The sequence below is a fragment of the Nocardia sp. 852002-20019_SCH5090214 genome (assembly GCF_001665865.1).
Classification (GTDB): Bacteria; Actinomycetota; Actinomycetes; order Mycobacteriales; family Mycobacteriaceae; genus Nocardia; species Nocardia nova.
In genome coordinates this window covers 20030-42732 of sequence record NZ_LZMK01000196.1, presented here as the reverse complement: position 1 = coordinate 42732, position 22703 = coordinate 20030, and the positions used below count along the sequence as shown (strand labels likewise).

The 22703-nt window shown below is 68.9% G+C and carries 24 protein-coding genes; 13 read left to right on the top strand and 11 right to left on the bottom strand.

The genetic code is table 11. From position 1 onward, the window contains the following. Positions 1-748 (bottom strand): biotin/lipoyl-containing protein (locus tag A5780_RS16310; RefSeq protein ID WP_304528420.1); only part of this gene is annotated, 748 nt, incomplete at its 3' end. A 411-nt stretch (positions 749-1159) separates the two neighbouring features. Between A5780_RS16310 and A5780_RS16305 the strand changes: the two genes are divergently transcribed. Next, positions 1160-1510, top strand: coding sequence for a hypothetical protein (locus tag A5780_RS16305; RefSeq protein WP_063019567.1), 351 nt, complete (start codon positions 1160-1162; stop codon positions 1508-1510). A gap of 102 nt (positions 1511-1612) precedes the next feature. Here A5780_RS16305 and A5780_RS16300 read toward each other — a convergent pair whose 3' ends face one another. Beyond that, positions 1613-3121 (bottom strand): leucyl aminopeptidase, encoded by a 1509-nt coding sequence (locus A5780_RS16300; protein WP_063019565.1) that lies wholly within the window; start codon positions 3119-3121, stop codon positions 1613-1615. A 163-nt stretch (positions 3122-3284) separates the two neighbouring features. Between A5780_RS16300 and A5780_RS16295 the strand changes: the two genes are divergently transcribed. After that, positions 3285-3827, top strand: coding sequence for an RNA 2'-phosphotransferase (locus tag A5780_RS16295; protein ID WP_064908858.1), 543 nt, complete (start codon positions 3285-3287; stop codon positions 3825-3827). A 76-nt stretch (positions 3828-3903) separates the two neighbouring features. Here A5780_RS16295 and A5780_RS16290 read toward each other — a convergent pair whose 3' ends face one another. After that, the gene (locus A5780_RS16290) at positions 3904-4566 is read right to left on the bottom strand and encodes a phosphate uptake regulator PhoU (protein WP_063019569.1); all 663 of its coding nucleotides are present in this window, start codon (positions 4564-4566) and stop codon (positions 3904-3906) included. Between the two features lie 375 nt (positions 4567-4941). Between A5780_RS16290 and A5780_RS16285 the strand changes: the two genes are divergently transcribed. The 3 genes from A5780_RS16285 (at position 4942) to A5780_RS16275 (ending at position 7092) form a co-directional block, all read left to right on the top strand. After that, positions 4942-5784 carry a ParA family protein gene (locus A5780_RS16285; RefSeq protein WP_063019568.1) on the top strand — a complete coding sequence of 281 codons (843 nt, stop codon included), beginning with the start codon at positions 4942-4944 and terminating at the stop codon, positions 5782-5784. Between the two features lie 113 nt (positions 5785-5897). Continuing rightward, complete coding sequence (locus A5780_RS16280) at positions 5898-6710, top strand: bifunctional 2-polyprenyl-6-hydroxyphenol methylase/3-demethylubiquinol 3-O-methyltransferase UbiG (protein ID WP_064908857.1); 813 nt, start codon at positions 5898-5900, stop codon at positions 6708-6710. 91 nt (positions 6711-6801) lie between these two features. Continuing rightward, positions 6802-7092 (top strand): hypothetical protein, encoded by a 291-nt coding sequence (locus A5780_RS16275; protein WP_064903124.1) that lies wholly within the window; start codon positions 6802-6804, stop codon positions 7090-7092. Positions 7093-7120: 28 nt separating this feature from the next. Here A5780_RS16275 and A5780_RS16270 read toward each other — a convergent pair whose 3' ends face one another. The 3 genes from A5780_RS16270 to A5780_RS16260 all read right to left on the bottom strand — a co-directional run bounded on the left by A5780_RS16270 (position 7121) and on the right by A5780_RS16260 (position 9080). After that, positions 7121-7654 carry a dihydrofolate reductase family protein gene (locus tag A5780_RS16270; RefSeq protein ID WP_063017830.1) on the bottom strand — a complete coding sequence of 178 codons (534 nt, stop codon included), beginning with the start codon at positions 7652-7654 and terminating at the stop codon, positions 7121-7123. Between the two features lie 2 nt (positions 7655-7656). Next, positions 7657-8574 carry a helix-turn-helix domain-containing protein gene (locus A5780_RS16265; RefSeq protein ID WP_197516726.1) on the bottom strand — a complete coding sequence of 306 codons (918 nt, stop codon included), beginning with the start codon at positions 8572-8574 and terminating at the stop codon, positions 7657-7659. A gap of 83 nt (positions 8575-8657) precedes the next feature. Beyond that, positions 8658-9080, bottom strand: a complete 423-nt coding sequence (locus A5780_RS16260) for a DUF1707 domain-containing protein (protein ID WP_051755959.1) — start codon at positions 9078-9080, stop codon at positions 8658-8660. 348 nt (positions 9081-9428) lie between these two features. On the opposite strand from A5780_RS16260, the gene A5780_RS16255 reads away from it, so the two are divergent. Both A5780_RS16255 and A5780_RS16250 read left to right on the top strand, forming a co-directional pair. Further along, complete coding sequence (locus tag A5780_RS16255) at positions 9429-10481, top strand: mechanosensitive ion channel family protein (protein ID WP_064903120.1); 1053 nt, start codon at positions 9429-9431, stop codon at positions 10479-10481. A gap of 19 nt (positions 10482-10500) precedes the next feature. Continuing rightward, positions 10501-11355 (top strand): TIGR03621 family F420-dependent LLM class oxidoreductase, encoded by an 855-nt coding sequence (locus tag A5780_RS16250; RefSeq protein WP_064903118.1) that lies wholly within the window; start codon positions 10501-10503, stop codon positions 11353-11355. Between the two features lie 4 nt (positions 11356-11359). On the opposite strand, the gene A5780_RS16245 is transcribed toward A5780_RS16250, so the two are convergent. Then, a complete protein-coding gene (locus A5780_RS16245) occupies positions 11360-12490 on the bottom strand; it encodes a helix-turn-helix domain-containing protein (RefSeq protein ID WP_064908856.1) in 1131 nt (376 codons plus the stop codon). 106 nt (positions 12491-12596) lie between these two features. Further along, positions 12597-13424 carry an SGNH/GDSL hydrolase family protein gene (locus A5780_RS16240; protein ID WP_064903116.1) on the bottom strand — a complete coding sequence of 276 codons (828 nt, stop codon included), beginning with the start codon at positions 13422-13424 and terminating at the stop codon, positions 12597-12599. A gap of 288 nt (positions 13425-13712) precedes the next feature. On the opposite strand from A5780_RS16240, the gene A5780_RS16235 reads away from it, so the two are divergent. From A5780_RS16235 to A5780_RS16215, 5 genes are all read left to right on the top strand, one after another. Next, positions 13713-14189, top strand: a complete 477-nt coding sequence (locus tag A5780_RS16235) for a nuclear transport factor 2 family protein (protein WP_064903114.1) — start codon at positions 13713-13715, stop codon at positions 14187-14189. Further along, positions 14186-14983, top strand: coding sequence for an SDR family NAD(P)-dependent oxidoreductase (locus A5780_RS16230; RefSeq protein WP_064908855.1), 798 nt, complete (start codon positions 14186-14188; stop codon positions 14981-14983). The genes A5780_RS16235 and A5780_RS16230 overlap by 4 nt, the downstream gene beginning before the upstream one ends. A 143-nt stretch (positions 14984-15126) precedes the next feature. Then, positions 15127-17061, top strand: coding sequence for a UvrD-helicase domain-containing protein (locus A5780_RS16225; protein WP_064908854.1), 1935 nt, complete (start codon positions 15127-15129; stop codon positions 17059-17061). 48 nt (positions 17062-17109) lie between these two features. Then, positions 17110-17916, top strand: a complete 807-nt coding sequence (locus A5780_RS16220; RefSeq protein WP_063017789.1) for a hypothetical protein — start codon at positions 17110-17112, stop codon at positions 17914-17916. Positions 17917-17927: 11 nt separating this feature from the next. After that, positions 17928-18407, top strand: a complete 480-nt coding sequence (locus A5780_RS16215; RefSeq protein ID WP_082976508.1) for an alpha/beta-hydrolase N-terminal domain-containing protein — start codon at positions 17928-17930, stop codon at positions 18405-18407. Between the two features lies 1 nt (position 18408). Here A5780_RS16215 and A5780_RS16210 read toward each other — a convergent pair whose 3' ends face one another. From A5780_RS16210 to A5780_RS16200, 3 genes are read right to left on the bottom strand one after another with little or no spacing between them, the layout of a single operon-like run. Further along, positions 18409-20523 (bottom strand): FAD-dependent oxidoreductase, encoded by a 2115-nt coding sequence (locus A5780_RS16210; RefSeq protein ID WP_104362921.1) that lies wholly within the window; start codon positions 20521-20523, stop codon positions 18409-18411. Positions 20524-20570: 47 nt separating this feature from the next. Next, complete coding sequence (locus A5780_RS16205; protein ID WP_064908852.1) at positions 20571-21083, bottom strand: gluconokinase; 513 nt, start codon at positions 21081-21083, stop codon at positions 20571-20573. A 53-nt stretch (positions 21084-21136) separates the two neighbouring features. Next, positions 21137-22018, bottom strand: a complete 882-nt coding sequence (locus A5780_RS16200; RefSeq protein WP_063017793.1) for an SDR family oxidoreductase — start codon at positions 22016-22018, stop codon at positions 21137-21139. 84 nt (positions 22019-22102) lie between these two features. Between A5780_RS16200 and A5780_RS16195 the strand changes: the two genes are divergently transcribed. Beyond that, positions 22103-22681, top strand: a complete 579-nt coding sequence (locus A5780_RS16195; protein ID WP_063017795.1) for a TetR/AcrR family transcriptional regulator — start codon at positions 22103-22105, stop codon at positions 22679-22681. The last annotated feature ends 22 nt before the right edge of the window (positions 22682-22703 follow it).

Below are 22703 nucleotides of genomic sequence, written 5' to 3'. Positions count from 1 at the left end.
GGTTGGCTGGGCGGGTTGCACCCGCAACGGCTGCGCAGTGCGCGGGCGGTGTTGCCTGCTGCTGCGCGGGCGCCGGAGCCGGGGCGGGCGCGGACTGCGCGGCGGCGGGCGAACCGCTGCCGATCACGCCGAGCTGACCGCCGACCGACACCACGTCGTCCTCGTTCGCGCTGATCTCGAGCAGCGTGCCTGCCACCGGCGACGGGATTTCGGTGTCGACCTTGTCGGTGGAGACCTCGAGCAGCGGCTCGTCGACCTCGACCTGGTCACCGACCTGCTTGAGCCAGCGGGTGACGGTGCCCTCGGTGACGGATTCACCGAGTTCCGGCATCTTCACCGGGGTCCCGTCGGCGGCGCCGCCGGACTGTGCGGCGGGCGCGGGCTGCTGGGCGGGCGCCTCCTGCGCGGGGGCCTGCTGGGCGGGCGCTTCCTGCGCGGGCGCGGATTCCGCGGGTGCCCGCTGCGCAGGTGCTTCCTGGGCCGGGGCGGGCGCCGGCGCGGATTCCTCACCGGCATCGCCGATCACGCCCAGTTCGCCGCCGACCTCGACGACGTCGTCTTCCTGGGCCACGATCTTGGTGAGTACACCCGCTGCGGGGGACGGGATTTCGGTGTCGACCTTGTCGGTGGACACTTCGAGCAGGGGCTCGTCGACCTCGACCGTGTCTCCTTCCTGCTTCAGCCACCTGGTCACAGTGCCCTCGGTGACGCTCTCACCAAGAGCTGGCATCTGGACGGAGAAGGCCATGTCCGTTGACTCCTCTAACTGCTCGACGGGTTCACAACAGTTCGTCTCTCGGCGGGGGCGCGCCGCGGTCGCGGCGAGCACCCGACTGCCACCGAACATTCCTGTGGCACCGGAGATCCGTGCGGTTCTTGTTCCGGTTCTCCATCCTTGCACTCGCCGTTGCGATACGTACCACAGGGCGGGCGGTCGGCGGGCCCATGGCGACATCACAGCATCCGTGCCGCTGCGGAGAGCTGCCTCGATGACGATCGTCGGGCTCGGCGTGTCTGATTCGACACCCCGCGCGAAACCGCCGGGTCGGGACACGGTGTCCGCGGCGGACCTGGGCATCCGCCCGAAATGCCCGACAGCTGGCACTATCGATGGATCGGGAGCGCACGCACCCGACAGGCGAACAGGAGGTAGGCGGCCGTGGGGTTGCTCGATCGTTTCCGCGGCGGCCGCGCGGGTAGAGGCGCCGACGCCTCCGATATCCGGTATCTGGCCGACTGGGTGCGCACCCACGTGGGCGTCGAGGCGTATATCGAACCCAAGACGACAGTGACCGATGTCACAGCGATACTTATCGCCGCCGATGGGGAATGGACGCGCCGGGTCGTGGGCGAGCGCGGCGCACGCCAATTGTCGACCCGCCTGGGGATTCCCGTCTACGACGTGGGCCGCACCGGTTACCCGCAGCGCATGCGCGACTACGACGCCCGCAAACGCATCGAGCGCAAGCGCGCGCTGGAGGCCGATCTGCGGGATCTGTCCGCGGAGTAAGCGTCCGCGGCTCGATACCCGCGGCGATGGTCACGCACCGACCGAGACCCCGGACGGCCACGTCCGAGCGTGCCGCCGGGTTCTCGAATGCCGTTGTGCCGCTTATTCGCCCGCGATATCGGTCAATACGGCGACCAGCGTGCGCACGGGAACGCCGGTGCCGCCCTTGCCGATGTAGCCGAACGGCCCGCCGGTGTTGTAGGCCGGACCCGCCACATCCAGATGCGCCCACTGCACACCCTCGGGCACGAATTCCTTCAGATAGGTTCCGGCGACCAGCATGCCGCCCCAGCGGTGCGGGGACACGTTGGCCATATCGGCGACCTTCGAATTCAGGTCGGCGCGCAATTCGCTGGGCAGCGGCATCGGCCAGCCGTTCTCGCCGACCTCCTGCGACAGCCGCGCGACCCGGTCGCGGAACTCCTCGGTGCCCATCACGCCGGGGGTGCGGGTGCCGAGTGCGACCATCTGCGCGCCGGTCAGCGTCGCGACGTCGATCAGGTAGTCCGGGTTGTCCTCGCCCGCTCGCACGATCGCGTCGGCCAGGATCAGCCGGCCCTCGGCGTCGGTGTTGATGACCTCGATCGTGGTGCCGCCGTACTGGGTGAGCACATCACCGGGACGCTGCGCGGTTGCCGAGGGCATGTTCTCGGCCATCGGCACCGTCGCGGTGACCGTGATCGGGAGCCCCAGCCGCGCCGCCACCAGGGTGGTCGCGATGACCGCCGCGGCGCCACCCATATCGGAGGTCATATTCTCCATATTGGCCGCCGGCTTGATCGAGATGCCGCCGGTGTCGAAGGTGATGCCCTTACCGATCAGGGCGACCTTCGTGTCCCCGCCGGAGTAGGTGATGCGGATCAGCCGCGGCGGGCGCGAGGAGCCCTTGCCGACGCCGACGATCCCGCCGTAACCGGCCGCCTCCAACTGCTTCTCGTCGAGGATCTCCACCTCGAGTCCGGCCGCCCGTGCCAATTCGGCTGCGCGCTCGGCGAATTCGGCCGGAAAGAGCGCGTTCGGGGGAGTGTTGACGAAATCGCGGGCGGTCGCGACCGCCTCGGCGACGGCCTGGGCGCGGAACAGTTCCTCCTCGCCGGAATCGGCTGTGGGAACCAGGAATTCGACCCGCTGCAGCGGTTGTTCGGCCGGCTTGGGCGCGGACTTGTCGGACTTGAACGTGGTGAAGGTGTAGGCGCCGAGGTAGAAGCCCTCGGCGGCGGCGCCCAGATCCAGTCCGGACAGGGTGGTGACGGCCGTGGCGGTGCCGGCGAGCGAGCGGGCGGCCACACCGGCGGATTTGCGGATCTGCTCGGCATCCAGCGCGTCCTGTCCGCCGAGTCCGACCGCGAGCACACTGGTCGCGCCGAGCCCGTCGGGTGCCGGGATCCGGGTCAGCTCCTCGGCCTTGCCCTTCGCGCCGACGGCCAGCAGCGAGGCCAGCAACTGCTCCCGGGTGCCGGCATCGAGCACCCCGTCGAAAACGTCGGCCGCGGCGATCACGGGCCCGTCGTCGGTGGACAGAAGTCCGACCACGAGGACATCGGTGTCGGGGCCGATGTTCTCGGTACGTGCCAGTTCCGGGCCGAGTGAACGATCTGCAACAGCTGTCATGCGCCCAGGTTACTGGGTGGGCTCGGAGCGCCTTGGGGGGAGCGACGCGGTCGGAGACGGTGGTGCGCGTGACCACGGAGGCCGCCACCGAGCACGACGGGAGCCCGCCGGACGGAATTCGCTGGTGCCGGTTCGCGGTGGCATGCCATTGTGGTGATGAACTATGAACGATCGGGAACTGGTGCGCTTGTCGAAGCGCCTGTCGAAATGGCTGCGGCACGATCCGGAGGGAATCGGCCTGGAACCGGACGCGGCCGGCTGGGTGCCGGTGGAGGTCCTGCTGCGGCAGGCGAACGCTGCCGGAACGACGATCACTCGTGCCGACCTGGACGCGGTGGTCGCCCGAAACAACAAGCAGCGCTACGAATTCGACGAGAAGGGCACATCGATCCGCGCCCGGCAAGGACATTCCATTCCGGTCGAGCTCGGCTACACCGCGGTCGAACCGCCGCCGATCCTCTTCCACGGCACGGCCGAGCATCTGGTCGATGTGATCATGGCCGAGGGGCTGCGTCCGATGCGCCGGCATGCGGTCCACCTGTCGGCGGATCTGGAAACCGCACGCGCGGTGGGCGGTAGGCACGGGCGCCCGGTGGTCTTCGACGTCGCGGCCGAGCGGATGCATCGCGACGGGCAGTCGTTCTACCGCACCGGCAACGGAGTCTGGTTGGTGAATGCGGTTTTGCCGGCGTATCTCTCGCCGTGAACCTCCGCAGGCTGAGTAGGAAATCGCCGGGGACTGCCTCGAGTCTCACGCGCTCCTGCACAGGTGTGAGTTCGGCTCACTCCTCGTCGTTCTGCGCCGACAGCGGTACGCCGGTGTGGAAGAACCGGATCAGCCGCCCGATCCGCACGCAGTGTGCGGCGCAGCGCTCGAAATGGTGTGCCAGCAGGGCCGTTTCGACCGCCATCGCATTGCCGTGCTGCCAGCCGTCGTCGGCGACCGCCCGCAGCAGTTGCTGCTGAAGCTGCTCGATCGCCGGATCCGGCGGGATCAGCGTGGTGTCCGGTTCCACCTGCTGGGCCGAGATCACCGCGATGGCTGCCGCGGTGAGGTCGACCAGCGCCGCGGCCATCGCCGAGAGTTGATGCGTGATGTCCTCGGGCGCCACGGGTTCCGGGAACTTCCGCACCACACCGTCGGCCACCCGGCTGAGCCCGCCCGCGATGCCGGACAGATCCTCCGCGATCTGGATGGCGGTCACCACGTTGCGCAGATCCCGCGCGACCGGCGCCTCCAGGGCGAGCAGAATCACCGACCGGTCCTCGCATTTGGCGTGCTCGGCCTGGATTCTCTCCTCCAGCGCGAACACCTCGTAGGCAGCGGTCAGATCGGCGTTCTCGATCGCCACCGCGGCGCGTTCGGCCGCCTCGTGTGCCAACCGAGCCATATGAGCGAGCTCTTCGGTGAGCGCCGCGAGTTCGGAGGAGAATTTCGTTCGCACTCTGGTATCTTCGCCGCCCACCGCGCCGAACGTGCAATATCGCAGGAAAAGTCGTCGAATATCCGCCTCGCGGGCCGGTGTCGCGCAGTGCCGCAGCGCGTGTCGATCATTAAGGTGTAGCGCACCGTGCCGACGGTTGTGCGAATGGAGGCTCTCGGGCTGGTGGAGTTACGAAGCGAGACATTATCCGGACAGCGCACGGAATCGGTCGAGGTCGTGGGTCCGGTCGACGCTGCGCAGCCGGCGAACGCGGCGACGGGCGACGAGGACGGTTTCGATTGGCTGGGCCGTACCCGGGCCGGCCGGGTGCTGCGGCTGGAACGGCCGCAACGGATCTGGGAGGGCGAGCGCACGCCGGGCCGCTCGCGCCCGTACGTGGTGGCGACCTTCAACTTGAAGGGCGGGGTGGGCAAGACCACCACCACCGCCGCGCTGGCCGAAATTCTGTCCGCCGAATTCGACAAGCGAGTCCTGCTGATCGATCTGGATCCGCAGGCCAATCTCACCGCGATGATGGTCGGCGAAAACCGCTCGGTGGAACTGGATTCCGCCGGCCAGACCCTGGCCGCGATCTTCGCCGCCGCGCTGGCCGGGCGGCCCGCGCCCGATGTGCGCCCGCTGATCCAGCACGAGGTGTCGCCCATGCACGCCGTCACCACCGTCGATCTGCTGCCCGCCTCGCCGAAACTGATTGCGCTGCAGGACGAGATGCCCGCACTGCGCCACGGCGAGCCCACCACGGTGCTGGCCCGGGCGCTGTCGGGGGTGCTCGAGGACTACGACTACGTCCTCGTCGACTGCCCGCCGAATCTCGGCCCGATCACCCAGAACGGTCTGCGGCTGTCCGACGGGTACATGATCCCCACCATCCCGGACATCATGTCCACCTATGGAATTCCGCCGGTGCAGGCGCATCTGCGCCACCTCGCCGCGCGCTGGGGCGACCCGCTGGAGGAGCTCGGGGTCGTGGTCACCAAGTACCGGCGTTCCTCGGCGGTCCACCGCACCACCCTGGAGATCCTGCAGGCCAATCGCACGCTGCCGCGGCTGTTCCCGACCCGCATCCCCGACTCCAATCAGATCGCCGCCGCGGCCGCGTTCACCGACTTCGGCAGTCTGCGCAGGAAATACGGGACGGGCGGGCAGTTCCTGGCCCTGCGCGAACTGACCGCGGATTTTCTGGCGACGACGCGAATAACCCTCGCGTGGGGACGGTGAGCAGCGCAGGCAACGAGCTGGAACCCGCGAGTTCACGTCAATCACACATTGACAATCCTCTCTTTGTCAACTGTTGGTTGACGATCGCGACCGGCTGGTCCTAGCGTGGGCGCATGTCCTCCACCGAACCGCCCGCACCGGCGATCACGCCCGACCAGCGCCGGTCGACCGGCGAATCCTTCGGCATCGATCCGGCCCGCTACGACCGCACCCGCCCGCCCTATCCGCAAGCCATGATCGACCGTATCGTCGCCGCGAGCCCAGGCCGGAGCTACCTGAACGCCGGCTGCGGAACCGGCATCGAAGCGCGGCAGTTCCGGGCCGCGGGATGCACCGTGCTGGGTGTCGAACCCGATGCCCGGATGGCCGACTTCGCGCGCCGTGACGGTCTGGACGTGGAGGTGGCCCGGTTCGAGGAGTGGGATCCGGCCGGGCGCGTCTTCGACGCCGTGGTGTCCGGGACCGCGTGGCATTGGATCGATCCGATCGAGGGTGCGCGCACGGCGGCGCAGGCATTGCGTCCCGCCGGTCTGCTGGCGTTGTTCTGGCACGTCTTCGAGTTGCCGCCCGCCGTGGCCGAGGCCTTCGCCGAGGTCTACCGCCGGCTGCTCCCGGATTCGCCGTTCCGTCCGCCGGCCCACCCCGACCGGGCAGTGGATCCCTACGAGCCGATACTCGTCAACTCCGCCAACGGGATTCGCGATGCCGGCGGATTCGGCGAGGTGCAGCGATGGCGCTTCGATTGGGAGCGTCGCTACACCCGCGACGAGTGGCTGGACCAGATGCCCACCCAGGGCACGCTGACGCGAGCTCCGGCGGAGGTGGTGGATCAGGTGCTCGCCGGCGTCGGCGCGGCCATCGACGCGATGGGCGGCGGCTTCACGATGCCGTACGCCACCATGGTCCTCACCGCCGCCCGACTGTGAGCTGACTCACATCTCCGGTTCGGTGGAACCGTCGCGTCTCGGGAGCGTCCAAACCCATGACGGACAACACCTTTCGAGACAAGGAATCGGCATGATTCGCACTACTGCCGCACTTCTCGCCGCCGCCGCGATCGCGGGCTTCGGCCTGACGGCCGCGCAGGCGGCGGCTCCGCTCGCACCGGTACAGCATCAGGCCGTCGAACCGTCGGCCGCGCAGAACGGCTGCCCGCCGCCGCCGATCGGCCCGGACGGTCGCCCGCTGCCGCCGCCGCGGGGTGTGGACGGCAAGCCGCTGCCCCCGCCCACCGGCGCCGACGGTCAGCCGTGCCCGCCGCCGACCGGCCCCGACGGCCGTCCCTTGCCCCCGCCGCCCGGCGCCTGACGCGAACGGTCTCGGCGCGCGGTCGCGGCTAGCGGACGAGAGTGTAACGGGCGCAGGCGAATTCGCCGTTCTGGGCCAGTTCGGTGAGCTTCAGCTCGACTCGGCGGGGCAGCAGCGGCTGTCCCGCCCCGAGCGTGATCGGCGCGATCGATACACACACCTCGTCCAGCAAACCGTGGTCGGCGAACTGCCCCGCCAGCTCGCCGCCGCCGACGATCCAGATGCTCTTGCCCGCCGCGGCCTCGGTCATCTCCTTGTGCACGACGGTGACCGGCTGCTGGGTGTACCGCACGTCGGCCCCGTCGGTGCGCGGGTCGAAGTCGCGGTGGGTGAGGACCCACGCGGGCATCGCGTACGGCCATTCCATATCGGGATGATTGTCGAGGATCCACCGATAGGTGTTGGCGCCCATGGCGATGGCGCCGATATCGGCGATGAACGTGTCATAACCCATCGGTCCCTTGTTGTCGACCTGCCGGGTCACCAGCCAGTCCAGCCGATGGTCCGGTGTGGCGATGAATCCGTCCAGGGTGGTGGCGGTGTAGTAGACGGTGCGGGGCATGGTCATCCTCTCTTGCGCAACCACATGATCGGGTCGCCGTTGTCGTGTTCTGTCGTCTGATCAGGAAATTCGCTGTCGATCCATTGGCGCACCAGCAGTCGCCGGTAGGCCGAATAGGTGAGAACGTGGGCGATCACGGAGCCGAGGACGAAACTCTCCGGCGGCTCGCACAGGGCGTCGATCAGGGTGTCGTCCCAGCCGCCGCGGCGGTCGATGTCGCGGACGGTATCCAGCCATCGCGGCACCACCTGCTCGAATCGCCGCGTCAGCTCGGGGAGGTCGTCGCAGCCGCGGTCGGGTTGATCGGTGCCTTCGATCGAGGCCAGCCACACCTGTTTGGTCCACACCAGGGTCGCGAGGACGGTCGCGATGGATGCGTCCGGTCCGTCCCACGACAGCACCGCCGCCGTCGAACGCTGCCGCCGGTACCGATCGTCGTCCAGGCTCTTCGCCCTGTCGAGGAGTTCGCGCGTGTCCTCCACGTCGTGGTGCAGCAGCAGCGACGTCGGATCCATATCGTGTCTGCCTTTCGGTTCGCCCTCCACCCACAGCGACATCGGCGGGTGGAAATGGATCCCGTTCACCGCGGGAAGCCAACGGGTGCGGGATGCGGCCGGCGTAGCGCTGGGCGGATGTCCGTAGGCGCGGCTGTAGGCCCGGCTGAACCCCTCGACCGAGTCGTATCCGGCGGCGAAGGCCACGTCCGTCACCGCCGCCCCACCACTCAACTGCCAGGCGGCGCGTTCCAGCAGCACCCGCCGCCGCATCGCCACCGGCGACTCGCCGGTGCCGCGCGAGAATTGCCGGGAGAAGTGATAGGGCGAGACGAAGGCTCCCTGCGCCATCGCGCTGAGCGTGGTGTTGTTCTCGTCGAGAACGGAATCGAGCAGTTCCCGTAATCGGTCACGTCCGGTCGTCACACCGTTCAGTGTGGTCGGCGGGGGTTATCTCGCGCTTGACCGATCTTGCGCATGTCCGCGCGAACCGGCTCCGTGCGGTGCGTTCACACCCGGTAGTGCCGCCGGGGGCCGTATCCGGGCGGGCCGTATCCGCGGCGGTGGTGGATGAACAGGAAGAACAGCGCCGGGAAGACGAAGAACGGAATCATATGTGTGGTGGCGACGATCACCACCCCGACCACCACGGCGGCCAGCAGCAGGACCGGGAACATCGGTCGTGGCCGCCGCTGCTCGCGCTGCGGACGGGCCGGCGGGGCTGGTTGCGGACGCGGCAGGTCGGCGAACAGGACGATCAGGTCGGCGGCCGTTTTCGCGGCATAGGCGCGGCTCACGCGCTCGTCGTATTCGTCGAGCTCGAGGCGCCCGGCCGCGAAATGGTCGCCGAGCGCGGCCGCGGCCTGTTCACGTTCGGCCGTGCCGACGCGAACGCTCGGCGACCCGAACACCGCGGGGTCGAAATCGGTCATGGCAACCGCCTCACCGGGAGAACGAAATCACGATGCACCCAGCGTAGGACGGTTCGGGGAATCGTGCCTGCGCCCGCGGGCGTATCCACGGCTACGCCCCGCGACGGACCCGGCGCGTACCACCCGGCGCATGCGGTGCGTGTCAGCCTGGAGTGATCCCCGGAGGAGCGAGGAAAATACCCGGAAGCCTTGCGGTGAAACACTATTCACCGCGTCGGCGCAGGTCGCGAAAGTGTCGGATTTCGCACAGCTACGAGCGGCGGCGACCTCCGGTTTCGCTCGGTAGCGTGGCTGGAAACCCGAGAGACAGCAAGCCCGAGATACAGCCATCGCAAGGAGTTGGAAGCCTTGGAGGAGGTACTTCGACCGCTGGTGGTATTCGCCGCGACGCTCGCGGCCACCATCGCGCTCGGCGCGGTGGTCGACCGCCTGTTGAATCACGCCGCGCAGAAGCATCCCGCTAACCGACTGCCCGGTCTACTGCGTCGCGTCCACTTGCCGTTGCAGGTGTTTCTGGCGACGATCGCCCTGCATTTCACCTATCCGCTGGCAGAGATCCACCTGCGCCACGACGCCGTCGTGCTCAACATCCTCGCCGCGGTGGCGATCCTGTCCGCCGCCTGGGTGGTGATGCGCGCCGTCGACGCGGTCGCCGAGAACACGCTGGACAAGTACGCGCACCGCACCCTCGACATCGCCAAGGTGCGGCGGCTGCATACGCAGCTGACCCTGGTCCGGCGCATCATCACCACGGTGCTGGCGATTACCACCGCCGCGGTCGCGATCCTGCTGTTGTTCCCGAATCTGCGGACCCTCGGGACCTCGCTGCTGGCCTCGGCAGGCATCATCGGCGTGATCGCCGGTGTCGCCGCGCAGTCGACGCTGGGCAATCTCGTGGCGGGCCTGCAGATCGCGTTCGGTGATTCGGTGAAGATCGGCGACACCGTCGTGGTCGAGGGGGAGTGGGGCACGGTGGAGGAGATCACGCTGTCGTTCCTCACGGTCCGCATCTGGGACGACCGCCGCCTCACCATGCCGGTCTCGTACTTCAATTCGAAACCGTACGAGAACTGGTCCAAGGGCGGCCCGCAGATCACCGGCACCGTCTTCCTCTATCTGGACACCAGCACGCCGGTCGCCGAACTACGCGAACATCTGCGCGACTATCTGCGCACCCGTGACGATTGGGACGGCCGCAACTGGAATCTGCTGGTCACCGACAGCACCCCCTTCGGCATCCAGGTGCGCGCCTCCATGTCGGCCCGCAACGCCGACGACGTGTGGACGCTGCGCTGCGCGGTGCGCGAGGAACTGCTGGCCTGGCTGCGCACCGAGCATCCGAGCGCGCTGCCGAAGGTGCCGACCAGCGTGGTCGAACGCGACCATGCGATGGCCGAGTAGCCGTCTATAGAGTCGTGGGGTGCGCGAATTCCGCTTCGGAGTCAATTTCCTCAGCCCCGGGACCGCCGACGAGTGGGCCGCCAAATGCCGACGGGCCGAATCCCTCGGCTACGACGTGCTGCTGGTCCCCGATCACCTGGAACTTCCGGCGCCCTTCCCGTCGGTGCTCGCCGCCGCGCAGGCCGCCGAACGCCCGCGAGTGGGCACCTTCGTCCTGAACGCCGCGTTCTGGAACCCGGTCCTGCTGGCCCGCGACGTGGTGAGCACCGCCCAGCTCACCGGCGGCCGGCTCGAACTCGGTCTCGGAACCGGTTACGTGCGAGACGAGTTCGAGGAAGCCGGGATCGAATTCGGCACCCCCCGAACCCGGGTCGACCACCTCGAGAAGACCCTGACCGAACTCCATCGGCTGCTGCCCGAACCGCGGCCCACCATCCTGCTGGGCGGCAGCGGTAACCGCATGCTGCGGCTGGCCGCCCGCCACGCCGACATCATCGCCTTCACCGGCGGCGAACCCGTCCCCGGCGCCACCGACGGCTCGATGCGCCTGTCCAGTGCCGAGACGGTCGACGAACGCGTCGCCGCGGCACGGCGTTTCGTCACCGAGTACGACCGCGATCCGGAATTCAACATCCTCGTCCAGCAGGTCGTCGAAACGACCGACCGCAAGGCCGCCGCCACCGAGATCGCCGCGCAGATGGATCATTTGAGCGTCGACGAGGTCCTGGACGCGCCGACCCTGCTGATCGGCACGCCCGCCGAGATGGCCGATCAGATGCGCGAACGCCGGGAACGGTACGGCTTTTCCTATGTCACCGTGCTGGAGCCGGCGATGGAGGGGTTCGCGAAGGTGATGCGGGAAGTGCGTGGCTGAGCCGCTAGTGCACGACCGACAGGTGCGGGCCGATCTGCGCCTCGCCGAGGACTTCCGCGAGAAGCCATGAGTTCCACCGCAATTCGTCGGTGAGTTCGGTACGCCCGAACCCCGCGTTGTGCGCGCGCACCACGGCCTCCGCGAGCAGGCCGGGGCCCTCGCCGGGATATTCGGCGACCGGCTCGCGGTCGTGGTGCAGGGTCCGGGTCGCTTCGATGCTGCGCATCCGAGGCGTCCGGTCCCGCACGATCCGCCTGATCACCTCGGTCGGCACACCCCACTGGCGCGCGAGCGCCGCCGGGCTGGGGAAGTGAATCGGCGACGGACACAGCCGGTCCATCTCCTCGGCGGGAACGAGCAGTTCGGCGGCGAACCGGTCGGCCTCCAGCGCCTGAGTTCGATCTCCGGGCAGGGGGCAGGGGTGCAGCAGCAGATGACCGAGTGCGCGCGCACAGGCGAACCGGTAGCCGTACACGCATTGCGTATGCCGTGCGGCCACCACGATCAGCGAGCGGCCCCAGGTGTGCGTGGCGTAGGTGCCGACCCGGGCCATGGCCGCGCTCGTCGCCGGCGCCAGAGCCACCACGATGCCGCGCGACTCGAGGGTCGCGCCGAGATGCGCCAGCGGACCCGGAGCGATTCCCCAGTGGTCGCGAAGCAGGCGCGCGGTGTCGGCGGGTGATAGTCCCTGCTCGAGGGCGGGCAGGTCGAGCGCCGGAAACCGCATCCGGCAGCCCAGCGTGTACGCCAACTCCCAGATGTACTCCGCGAACACCACCGCCTTCGCGCGATCCGACGCCGACGCGGAACCGGGATCGTCGAAATGCACGTCCGCGGCGTCGATCCGGCACATCGGGCGCCCGGTGGCGAAGTACTCGACGGGGACCTTCAAGACCCGGGCCAGGTCGGCCGGGACGTCCGGATCGGGCTGCACGGCGCCGATCTCGTACTGTTCGACGACCGCGGCGGACAGACCTGCCGCGTCCGCGAGTTCGGCGACGGACAGTTCGGCCCAGCGACGCGCCTGGGTCAGCCGGATCGGCTCGAATGCCGACGCGACGAATCCGCCCGGCTCGGCGCTGCGGTCGGTGAGGAGTTTCAGCCCGCGTCGGTCCTGTCGACCGTCACTGTCCACCCGAATTGTTTACCGCATCGACGGGGGCTGCGGGGGATCCGACCCGAGGAAAAATTCGGTTTCCGGCGAAGCGGACAAACTCGGCCGCGGCGAATTGTCCGGCTTCTCAGGGCATTCCGCCGGGCGTGACCGGCAGCAGTTCCGGGCGTTTCGCCGGTCGGCCCGCACCGGTCGACACGCCGCGCAGCCGCCGCCAGACCCACGGACGCAATGTCGCTGCGACCCAGGCGAGTTCGCCGCCCGCGCCGGCCGCGCGGAACCGCTCGGAGCCGTCCGGCGGATGGGCCCAGCTGTGGTCGGCGCCGTCGAGGCCGAGTGCCTCCGCGGCGGCCAGTGCGAACCGTTCGTGGCCCAGTTCGGAGCCGTGCAGCCGGTCCGGGCTCCACATGCGCAGATCGACCATCGAGGCAGCCCCGAACAGATCCACCAGGCGCAGTCCGTATCGGCTCGCGCACAGGCGAATTCGATCGTTGATCAGGTCGACGCGGGGTCCGATGTAGCGGGCGGCCAGTGGCACGATCCGGCGCACGTCCGGGAAGGTCGTCGTCACAACCGTTGCGCCGCAGGCGGTCAGCTTCGCGTACAGCTCCTCCATCAGGTCCAGTGCGGCCACGAGATCGGTGCCGGGCGCCGTGACGTCGTTCATGCCCGCGCAGATGCCGACCAGATCCGGTTCCATCGCCAGAGCGGCGTCGAGCTGTTCGTCGCGGATCTCGGCGAGGCGGCGACCACGCACCGCCAGATTCGCGTACCGGATCTCCGGATTGTCCTGAACCAGGCGCTCGGCCAGCCGATCGGCCCAGCCGCGCAAGCCGCTGCCGTCGTCACCGTCCCACAGCCCCTCGGTCTGGCTGTCGCCCAACGCGACGAAGCGCTCGTAGCGGTTCGGCGATGCCGCCGGACCGTCCGGACGCGGCGAGGACAACGTCGTCATGGCAGACCTCCGAGACGTGAAGAGGGTGATGCGGGAAGCGGCGTGACGGGCCCGGGGCCGCCATCGCCACCGGCTGGACAGGCTACATCGGTGCGGTCCGGTCGAATCAGGGCGTCCGAAGCGTAGTGATCCGTGCCACCGGAACCGATCGGCCGGTCCGGATCCGGTCCCGATGGGCGGAACGGTGCCACCACCTCTGCGTGGTCCGCGCTATTACTCGATGCGAGTGGACCGGACCGCCGACGTCGCGGCGATGTCCGGCCGCCTGCCCATCGGAAGGATTTCGCCGTGACCGAATTGGCCGAACTGCACCGACGTCTCGCCCGCGTCGAGGACGAACGCGCGATCGAGCGGTTGATCGCCTCGTACGGCCCGCTGGTCGACGCGGGCAACGTCGCCGCCGCCGACCTGTGGTCCGCCGACGGCACCTACGACGTCGAGGACTGGCAGATGCGCGGTCGCGCCGATGTCGCCGCCATGGTCGCCTCCGAGGCTCATCAGGGCCTGATCGAGCGTGGCTGCCTGCATTTCCACGGCCCGGCGGTGGCCACCGTCGACGGTGACGACGCGGTCGCGGTCTGCGAATCGATCCTCGTGGTCCAGCACAACGGCCGCAATGTCGTGGCCCGCACCGGCGCCAACCACTTCACCCTGCGCCGGATCGACGGCCGCTGGCAGATCACCGCCCGCACCACCCGCACGGTCGACGGCGATCCCGCGGCCCGCGATCTGCTGACCGCCGGAATCGAAGGGGTGGCGCGATGAGCGGCCAACTCGCCGGCAAGGTCGCCCTGGTGACGGGTGCCGCCGCCGGCATCGGAGCGGGAATCGCCCGCCGCTTCGCCGACGAAGGCGCACGGGTGGTGATCACCGACCTCGACGAGATATCGGGTCGCGCGGTTGCCGACGAGATCGGCGGCCGGTTCGTCGCGGCCGACATCCGCGACCGCGCCGACGTCGAAAACGCGGTAGGGGCAGCGATTTCCGACTACGGATCCATCGACATCCTGGTCAACAACGCCTGGGGCGGCGGAACGATCGGCCGCGTCGAGAACAAGTCCGACGGACAACTCGCCCACGGCATCGCCCTCGGCTACTACGGGCCGTTCTGGGCGATGCGCGCCGCGTTTCCGTATATGCAGAGCCGTGGGTGGGGGCGAGTCGTCAACATGTGCAGCCTCAACGGCGTCAACGCTCATATGGGTTCGCTCGAATACAACGCCGCGAAAGAGGCATTGCGCGCCCTGACCCGCACCGCCGCCCGCGAATGGGCTCCCACCGGCGTCACGGTGAACGCGGTCTGCCCGGCCGCCAAGAGTCGCAGCTTCCAGCGCGTCCTGGGGGAACATCCCGAGATGGAAGCGATGGCGGATGCGGCGAACCCGATGGGACGCATCGGAGATCCGTACGACGACATCGCGCCCGTGGTGGTCTTCCTCGCCTCCGACGGATCGCGTTATCTCACCGGGAACACCTTGTTCGTCGACGGCGGCAGTCACATCAACGGCGTCGCGTGGGCGCCGGATCTCGATGCCGCCGAACGAGATCAGCCGGTGTGACCGCTCCCGCCGACATTCGCCGCACCATATCCTCTGCGCTCCCTTGTGCAATGTAATACCTTGATAGACAGAGGTTTTGGTAGCCAGGGGTGTGGCGGCTCCACCGAAGGACCCGCCCGGCTACGCCGGCAAGGGGGTCCGAGATGCCCGATATTCATTTCGAGCGGCGGCGTCAGCGCGTGGCGCAACAGCTCGGCGAACTGACCGTCCTCACGCCGGCCTGGCGGCGATTCCTGTCGGTGCCGCTGATGCGCAACGGCTGGCATGTGCTCGTGGAACGCGAGAACAGCCGTTCGGATCGCTTCGACGCCTACGCCGTCGGCCCGGGCGGTGTCTTCGCTCTGGTCCGCACCGACGTGGTGCCGGCCGCCGCGGAACTACGCCGGATCCGCTGGCGTGCGGAGGAGACGTTCGCGAATCTCACCGCCGGCCGCACCCGGTACGTGCCGCATATGATCGAGGTATTGCTGCTGATGGACGAGGCGGCCGACACGCCGGCCGAGGCCCGCTACGTCGCGGTCGACCCGACGACCATCGCCGCACGGCTGTTCGCCGAAGCGAGCCTGTCCAGCCGCAGTGCCCGGCAGATCGCGATGACTGTGGCCGAACGCAACACCTGGTTCGCGCTGCTGTCCGCCGACAGCGGCGCCGGGCCCGAAACCGCGCCCGCCGAAGGGCTTTTCGACGCGACGACGCTGCGGGAAGAAGAACGAGCACGGGCGTTGAAGCGACCGTTCAGCGAATGGATGACATTCCTCGATCCGGCCCAACTCGACCTCGTCTACCGCAACTACAACGGGCCCGCGAGATTCAGCGGTCCCGCCGGATCCGGAAAGACCGTCGTCGCCCTGCACCGCATGGCGCGGTTGTCCAAGGAAGGCGCCGGGCGGCAGCTCTTCACCAGTTTCGTGCGAACGCTGCCGACCTATCACGAATCGGGATTCCGGCGCCTCGCCCCGCACGCGGGTGAGCGGGTGGAATTCACCGGGCTCCACTCCTGGACCACTCATTTCCTCCGCAGTCGCGATATCGGCTGCCGCCTGGGTAGCGGCGACAACGCCTTCTATCACGCCTGGCGCAACGCCCGCCGCCACCTCGAACCCATAGAACCGAATCCGAGCTATTGGAAGGACGAACTGCATCGGGTCATCAAGGGCCAGGGCATCGACCGCGACCTGTACCTGAAAATCGACCGGGTGGGCCGAAACCGCTTGCGTCTGGACAAGACGCAACGCGAGCTCGTCTGGACGCACCTCTACCTGCCGTATCAGGCGGCGCTGCAGGACCTCGCGACGGTGGATTTCAACGATGTGATCGATCTGGCGATCGACGAACTGCGCGCGGCGCCGCTGGACGCGCCCTACGACCTGGTGGTGGTCGACGAGGTTCAGGACTTCACCCTGATGGAACTCAAACTCGTCCACCAGATCGCCGGCGGCACCTCGACCTCACCGCTGCTGCTGGTCGGCGACGGTCAGCAACAGGTCTATCCCGGCGGCTGGCGCCTCTCCGATGCCGGCATCCCGATCGTCGGCCGCGGCGCGGTGCTGCGCACCAACTACCGCAATCGCGCCGCCGTGCACGACTACGCCAAGCGGGTCGACGCGACGAATACGGTCGACGACCTGGACGGCGCCCCCGGATTCGTCCTGCGTGACAGCGAGGTCGTGTTGGCGGGTGGTACGGCCCGCGCGGAGACCTTCTCGCGGTCGCGGGCCGAGGAGACGGTGGTCGCCGCCCTGGCCGCTTCCGGATATCCACACTCCGACATCGCCGTGATCACCGACACCAACCGCCAGGCCGAGAGAATCCGAGCAGCACTGCGCCGCAAGAAGATCCCGTCCGTCTCCCTCGAACACTACGACGGCACCCAGCACGACGCGGTGAAGGTGGGAACCGTCCATCGCGCCAAGGGGATGGACTTCGCCGCGGTGTTCCACCTCACCGACGCGCCGACGACGCCCGTCGACCGGTTGCGCGGCAGCGAGCGCGACCGGGCGGAGCTGGCGGCACGACAGACCATGGTGGCGCTGACCCGCGCACGGGACCACATCTGGATCGGGCTGATGCGGGATTGAGGCCCACGAGTCGGTCTTTCTCAGCTGAATCGGTTACCTTCGGCATCCATGACCGACGCATCACCGGGTTCGGCCGAACCGCGCGCCCTGCCGGAATCGACGTCCACCGCACCCGCCCGAGATCGCCGGCCACGACGCCTGGGCAAGGTTCGCCAGGTGGTCGTCTCGGTGCTGCTGGCGGCGATGACCGCCATGGTTCCGCTGGCCTTCGCGCCCGCCATGCCCGCCTCGGCGGCGGTGGCGAAGCCGGGCGTGGAGAATCTGCCGGCTCGGGCCGCCGTGGCCGATCTGGTCGGCGACCACCCGTGGTCGGTGGCCCTGCCCACTGATTTCGCGGCCGAGGCGGGCTATCGGCCGGTGGTCGAGGACGGGATCCTGGTCGATCCCGACGGTGACTGCTCGTCGCCGATCCAGCTTCCCGCCGAGTTCACCGAGGCGTGCAAGGCGCACGACCTGGGCTACGACATGCTGCGCTACGCCGAACAGCGGCAGCAACCGCTGCAGCCGTGGGCACGCCAGGCCATCGACGCCACCCTGCAGCGCCGCATGCACGCCGCCTGCGATACGCGCACCGACGCCGCCGCCCGCGCCCGCTGCGACGTCCTGGCCACGGTCGCCACCACGGGGGTCGACCTGAATTCCCGGCGGCAGAATTACGCGACGCCGGATCCGGAGTTCCTGTTCGGCACGCAGCTGTCGGGCGAACGGCTCAGCGATCAGCTGCTCCATGTCGGTGGTCCCGCCGCAGTGGGAGCGGTTTCGGCGGCGATCGTCGGCATCGTGGCGTGGCGGCGCCTGCGGCCGGCTCGGCTCCCGGCCACCGCTGCCGTCGCGGAAGCCGGTGCCGCCGGGTAACCGCCGTGACGATGCAGAGCACAACCCCGCGCGCGAACGCGACGATGAAGCCCCGCCGGCACCGGTCTCTCCACGTGCGTCCGCGCATCGATACGGTCGTCGCCGTCACCTTCGCCGTCGTGATGTCGCTGCTGCCGGCCGTGCTGCCACGTACCTCCGTATCCCAGGCCATCCTGACCGGCGTGCCGGTGGCGCTCGCCATCGGAGTGTCCGGCCTGCTGCGCTGGACGCTGAGCCGTTGGCGAATCGACATCGACGAACGCTTCGGCCGCCACCGCGTACCGATCCTGCTGATCTGCGGCTTCGTGGTGACGGCGGTCGTCGTGCGCGCCGCCGCGTGGCAGAACGGCCTGCACGCGGCCATGGGGGAGGCCCCGGTCGGCGCCGCGTACTGGCTGCGCTGCGCCTTCGGTTCGGCTGTGGTCGCAGTCTTCCTGGTGGCGCTGGGACGCGGAATGCGGTGGGGGATGAGGAAACTCCTGCGCGTCTGAATTACAGCGCGGCCGCGACCTTCCATGCCGAGTGGATCGCGCCCTCGATGTAATCGACGGAACCGGCATCACCCACGACATGCACTTCGGGAACCACCCCGGCCAGCGCATCGGCCAGGGGTGCTTGCGCCGAGACCCCGGAGGCCACCACGACCATGTCCGCCGGCGCGGTCGATATCTGCTCGCCGACGCGAAACTCGACGTGCTGCTCGGTGATTCGCAGTACGGTCGCGTGCCGGTGAATGGTGACGCCCGCCTCGCCCGCATGCCGAACGGCCGTCCACCGCCGCGGCATCGCCATCGGCACACCGAGCTGTCGGCCTTCCTCGAGGAGCGTCACGGCGCGCCCGCGTTCGGCCAGGAACTCCGAAAGTTCCAGTCCGACAAGCGAACCCCCGATCACCACCACATTCTTGCCCATCGGCAGGAAGTGGCGCGTCACCGACCGGATCGCGGCGGGACTCTTCGTCACCCCGGAAATCTTGCCCAGCTTCGCGACGGTACGCAGCAACGGTGGCACCCGCGAAACATCGCCCACACCGGTCATCAAGGCGCGCAACGTGTCACCGGTGTGCACGTGCGGCAGATCGCTGCCGGGAACTGCCGGGCGATCCCGCACCGCCCCGGTGGCCACCACGACCACGTCGGGATTCAGCGCCGTGATCGACGGCACGGTCGCCTCGGTCTTCAGACGGATGTCGATGCCGAGTCGCTGGACCTGAACCTTCAGCCAGTTCAGCAGCCGTTCGTTGTCGGGCGTGGTGAGGCTGGAGAACCAGAGGGTGCCGCCGAGGCGATCGGCCTTGTCCAGCACCGTGACTCGGTGGCCGCGTTCGGCGGCGAGGCGGGCGGTCTCGAGCCCGCCGGGACCGGCTCCGACCACGACGACATGTTTCGCGGTCGTGCTGCGAACCAGCGGAAGGAGTTTCTCGTTGCCGAGTGCGGGGTTCACCGCACACAACGGGGTGTCGTCCCAGAAGTTCTCCTGCACGCACACATAGCAATTGATGCACGGCCGGACGTTCTGCGGTGTCCCGGCGCGCAGCTTGTTCACCAGGTCCGGATCGGCGAGCAATTGCCGCCCCATCGCCGCGAAATCCGCCTTCCCCTCGGCGATGACCTTGTCGCCGATCTCCGGCAGCACCCGGCCGACCGCGATCACCGGAATGGAGACGGCCTTCTTCACCTCGCCCGCCAGTTCCGTATAGGCGCCCACGTGGTCCGGTAGCGGCCCATCGGTGAAATTGGAGAACGGGTTACGTCCCCAGCCCGTGACATGAATCGCGTCGGCACCGGCCGCCTCGAACAGCGCCGAAGCCTGCTTCGCCTCCTCGGTGGTCAGCGCGTCGTCCTCACCGAATTCACGGCCCGCGATCCGCACCAGAATCGCCAGCGAATCGCCGACCTCGGCCTTGACCGCGCGAATCACCTCGACCGCCAGGCGCGCCCGGTTCGCCAGCGAGCCACCGTATTCATCGGTCCGCTTGTTGTCCGCCCGGCTCAGGAAGCCGCCGAGTATGTACCCGTGTGCGCAATGAATTTCGACCGCGTCACCGCCGGCCGCCCGCACCCGTCGCGCGGCCTCCGCGAAACAACGCACCACCCAATCGATATCGTCCTGCGTGGCCTCGCGATAGGTGGCCTGCTTACCGCCCGTGACGGCGGCCAGCTTCTGCAGTTCTTCCGGAGTGTTGTCGGCCAGCGCCGACAGATCCGCGGAGCCGCTCGGCGCCGACGGAACCAGCAGCGGGCGCCCCTGCACGGTATCGATCCGGGCGATCTTGCCGTGGTGGGTCATCTGCACACACAACTTGCTGCCCGCGGCGTGGACGGCGTCCGCGAGCGCCCGGAGCCCGGGAATGAACCGGTCCTCGGACAGCCCGGGTTCCTTGGTGCTCGCACAGCCCACCGGGTAGGCGACCGCACAGCACCCGGTGATGATCAGCCCCGTCCCACCGGCCGCCCGAGCGACGAAATGATCGATATCGCCCTGCTCGATCTCCCCGTCTTCGCAGAGGTTCATATCCATCGCGGGCAGAACGACGCGGTTGGGGACGGTCATCGGCCCGATGGTTCCGGGAGCGAGCAGATGCGGAAAGGTCTGGTTGCGCGGCACGGGTCGAAGCTAGAACTCCCGGCAGCGGGCCAGGGCAAACCTCCCGATCACCGAGACATCGACCGCACCAGCGCGGCGGCCTCGTCCGCGAGAACCTCCGGAGTCCGATCGGTGTGAAGCACGGCTCCGCGTTCGTCGGCGTCCAGCGGCTCGAGCGTGCGCAATTGCGAATCGACAAGGGACACAGGCATGTAATGGCCCCGGCGGCGAGACATTCGAGCCACCAATTCGTCGCGATCGGCGATCAAATGCAAGAAGATCACCTCGGTCGCGGCGGCCCGCACGATATCGCGATACCGCCGCCGCAGCGCCGAGCACGCGATCACACCGCCGGTCTGCTCGGCCATCCGCTCGCGCAACCACCCCCCGACCGCGGCGAGCCAGGGCGCGCGATCCTCATCCGTCAGCGGAATCCCGGCGGACATCTTCGCGATATTGGCGGCCGAGTGGAGATCGTCCGCATCCGCGAACGGAATACCGAGCCGGTCGGCCAGGAGACGACCGACCGTCGATTTCCCGGTGCCGGAAACTCCCATCACGACCACACCGAGCGGGCGCATGCGGGCGTTCACCCTGGCACGGTAACCGACACCGTCGCCACGCCCGCAACCGATCACGGGCGGATATTCGTCAGGTCCTCCAGCAGGCCGGGGTGCGTCGGCTCCCAGCCGAGCACCTCACGGGTGTGCGTGCTGGACGAGGGCTGGTCGGCCGCGAAGATCGGGCCGAGCGGGCCGTAGGTATCCGCGGGAACGGACTCGACGGGCAGGTTCAGCTGCCGCCCGATGACCTCCGCGATGTCTCGCACTCGGTCGCCCTCGTCGGCGACGGCGTGCCAGGCGGTACCGGGTTCCGCCCGTTCCAGGGCGAGGCGGAACAGGAGTGCCGCGTCGAGTGCGTGGACGGCCGGCCAGCGCTGGGTGCCGTCGCCCGGGTAGCCGGAGACCCCGGTCCGGCGGGCGATGTTGGTCAGCAGGCCGGCGAATCCGCCGGTGCCCTGGTTGTGCACCGTGCGCGGCATCCGCACGGCCGTGCTCCGGACCCCGCGCGCGGCTAAATCCAGAACGGCCGTGACCGCCCGCCCGCGGCCACCCACGGGCCCGTCGGTCGATACGGGATCGGTCTCGGTGGATGCCCGGCCCGCCACGCTGGGCGTCCCGGAGACCGTGACGAAGGGGCGGTCGCTGCCGACGAGTTCCTCGCCCATCGTCGCCAGGGCCGCACTTTCCTCGGCGACGGTGGCGGCGAGGGCATCGGCGCTGCTGAAGTCGTTGCCGAACGCCAGGTGGATCACTCCGTCGGCCTGAGCGGCACCGGCCCGCAGGACGTCGAGGTCGGCGAGGCCGCCGCGCAGTGCTTCGGCGCCGGCGGCCTCGGCGGCGGCAGCGGACGCGTCGGAGCGGGCGAGTGCGAGCACGGTGTGGCCGTTGCCGAGCAGTTCGGCGACCACCGCGGAACCGATCAGTCCGGTGCCGCCGGTGACGAAGACGCGCATGGATAACTCCTCCAGTGATGGGACCTTTGTCCCGTCACGCTACCACGGTGACGGGACTCTTGTCCCATCACTTATGATGAACCCATGGGTCGATGGGAACCGGGCGCACGAGAACGCCTTGTCGTCGCCGCGGTCGACCTGTTCACCGAGCAGGGATACGACGCGACGACGGTCGCGCAGATCGCCGAACGCGCCGGTGTCACGAAAAGCACCTTCTTCCGGCACTTCCCGGACAAGCGTGAACTGCTCGTGGCCGGCCAGGAGACGCTGAGCCGGCTACTGGCCGAGGGCATCGCCGAAGCGCCCGAACGTGCCACACCCCTCGAGGCGGTCGCCGCCGGCCTCGAACGCGCCTCGGCGGCAATGGGTCCCATGAACCGCGAGCTCGCACCCCGTCTGAAGGCGGCCGTCGCCGCCAGCGCCGAACTACAGGAGCGCGACGCCCTCAAGAGCGTCGGGCTGGCCGCCGCGATGACCGAGGCGCTCATCGCGCGCGGTGTACCGGATCCGACCGCGGCCCTCGCCAGTGAGCTGGGAGTTCTCGCCTTCAAACGCGGGTTCGCCGAATGGACCGACGGGGAGCGGGACGCCTCGGACGAACTGGCGCGGCATGTTCTCTCGGCGTTGGACGAATTGCGGGCGGCGAGCGCAGCGCTGGGCTGAGTCCGCCCGAGCGACACCCCGG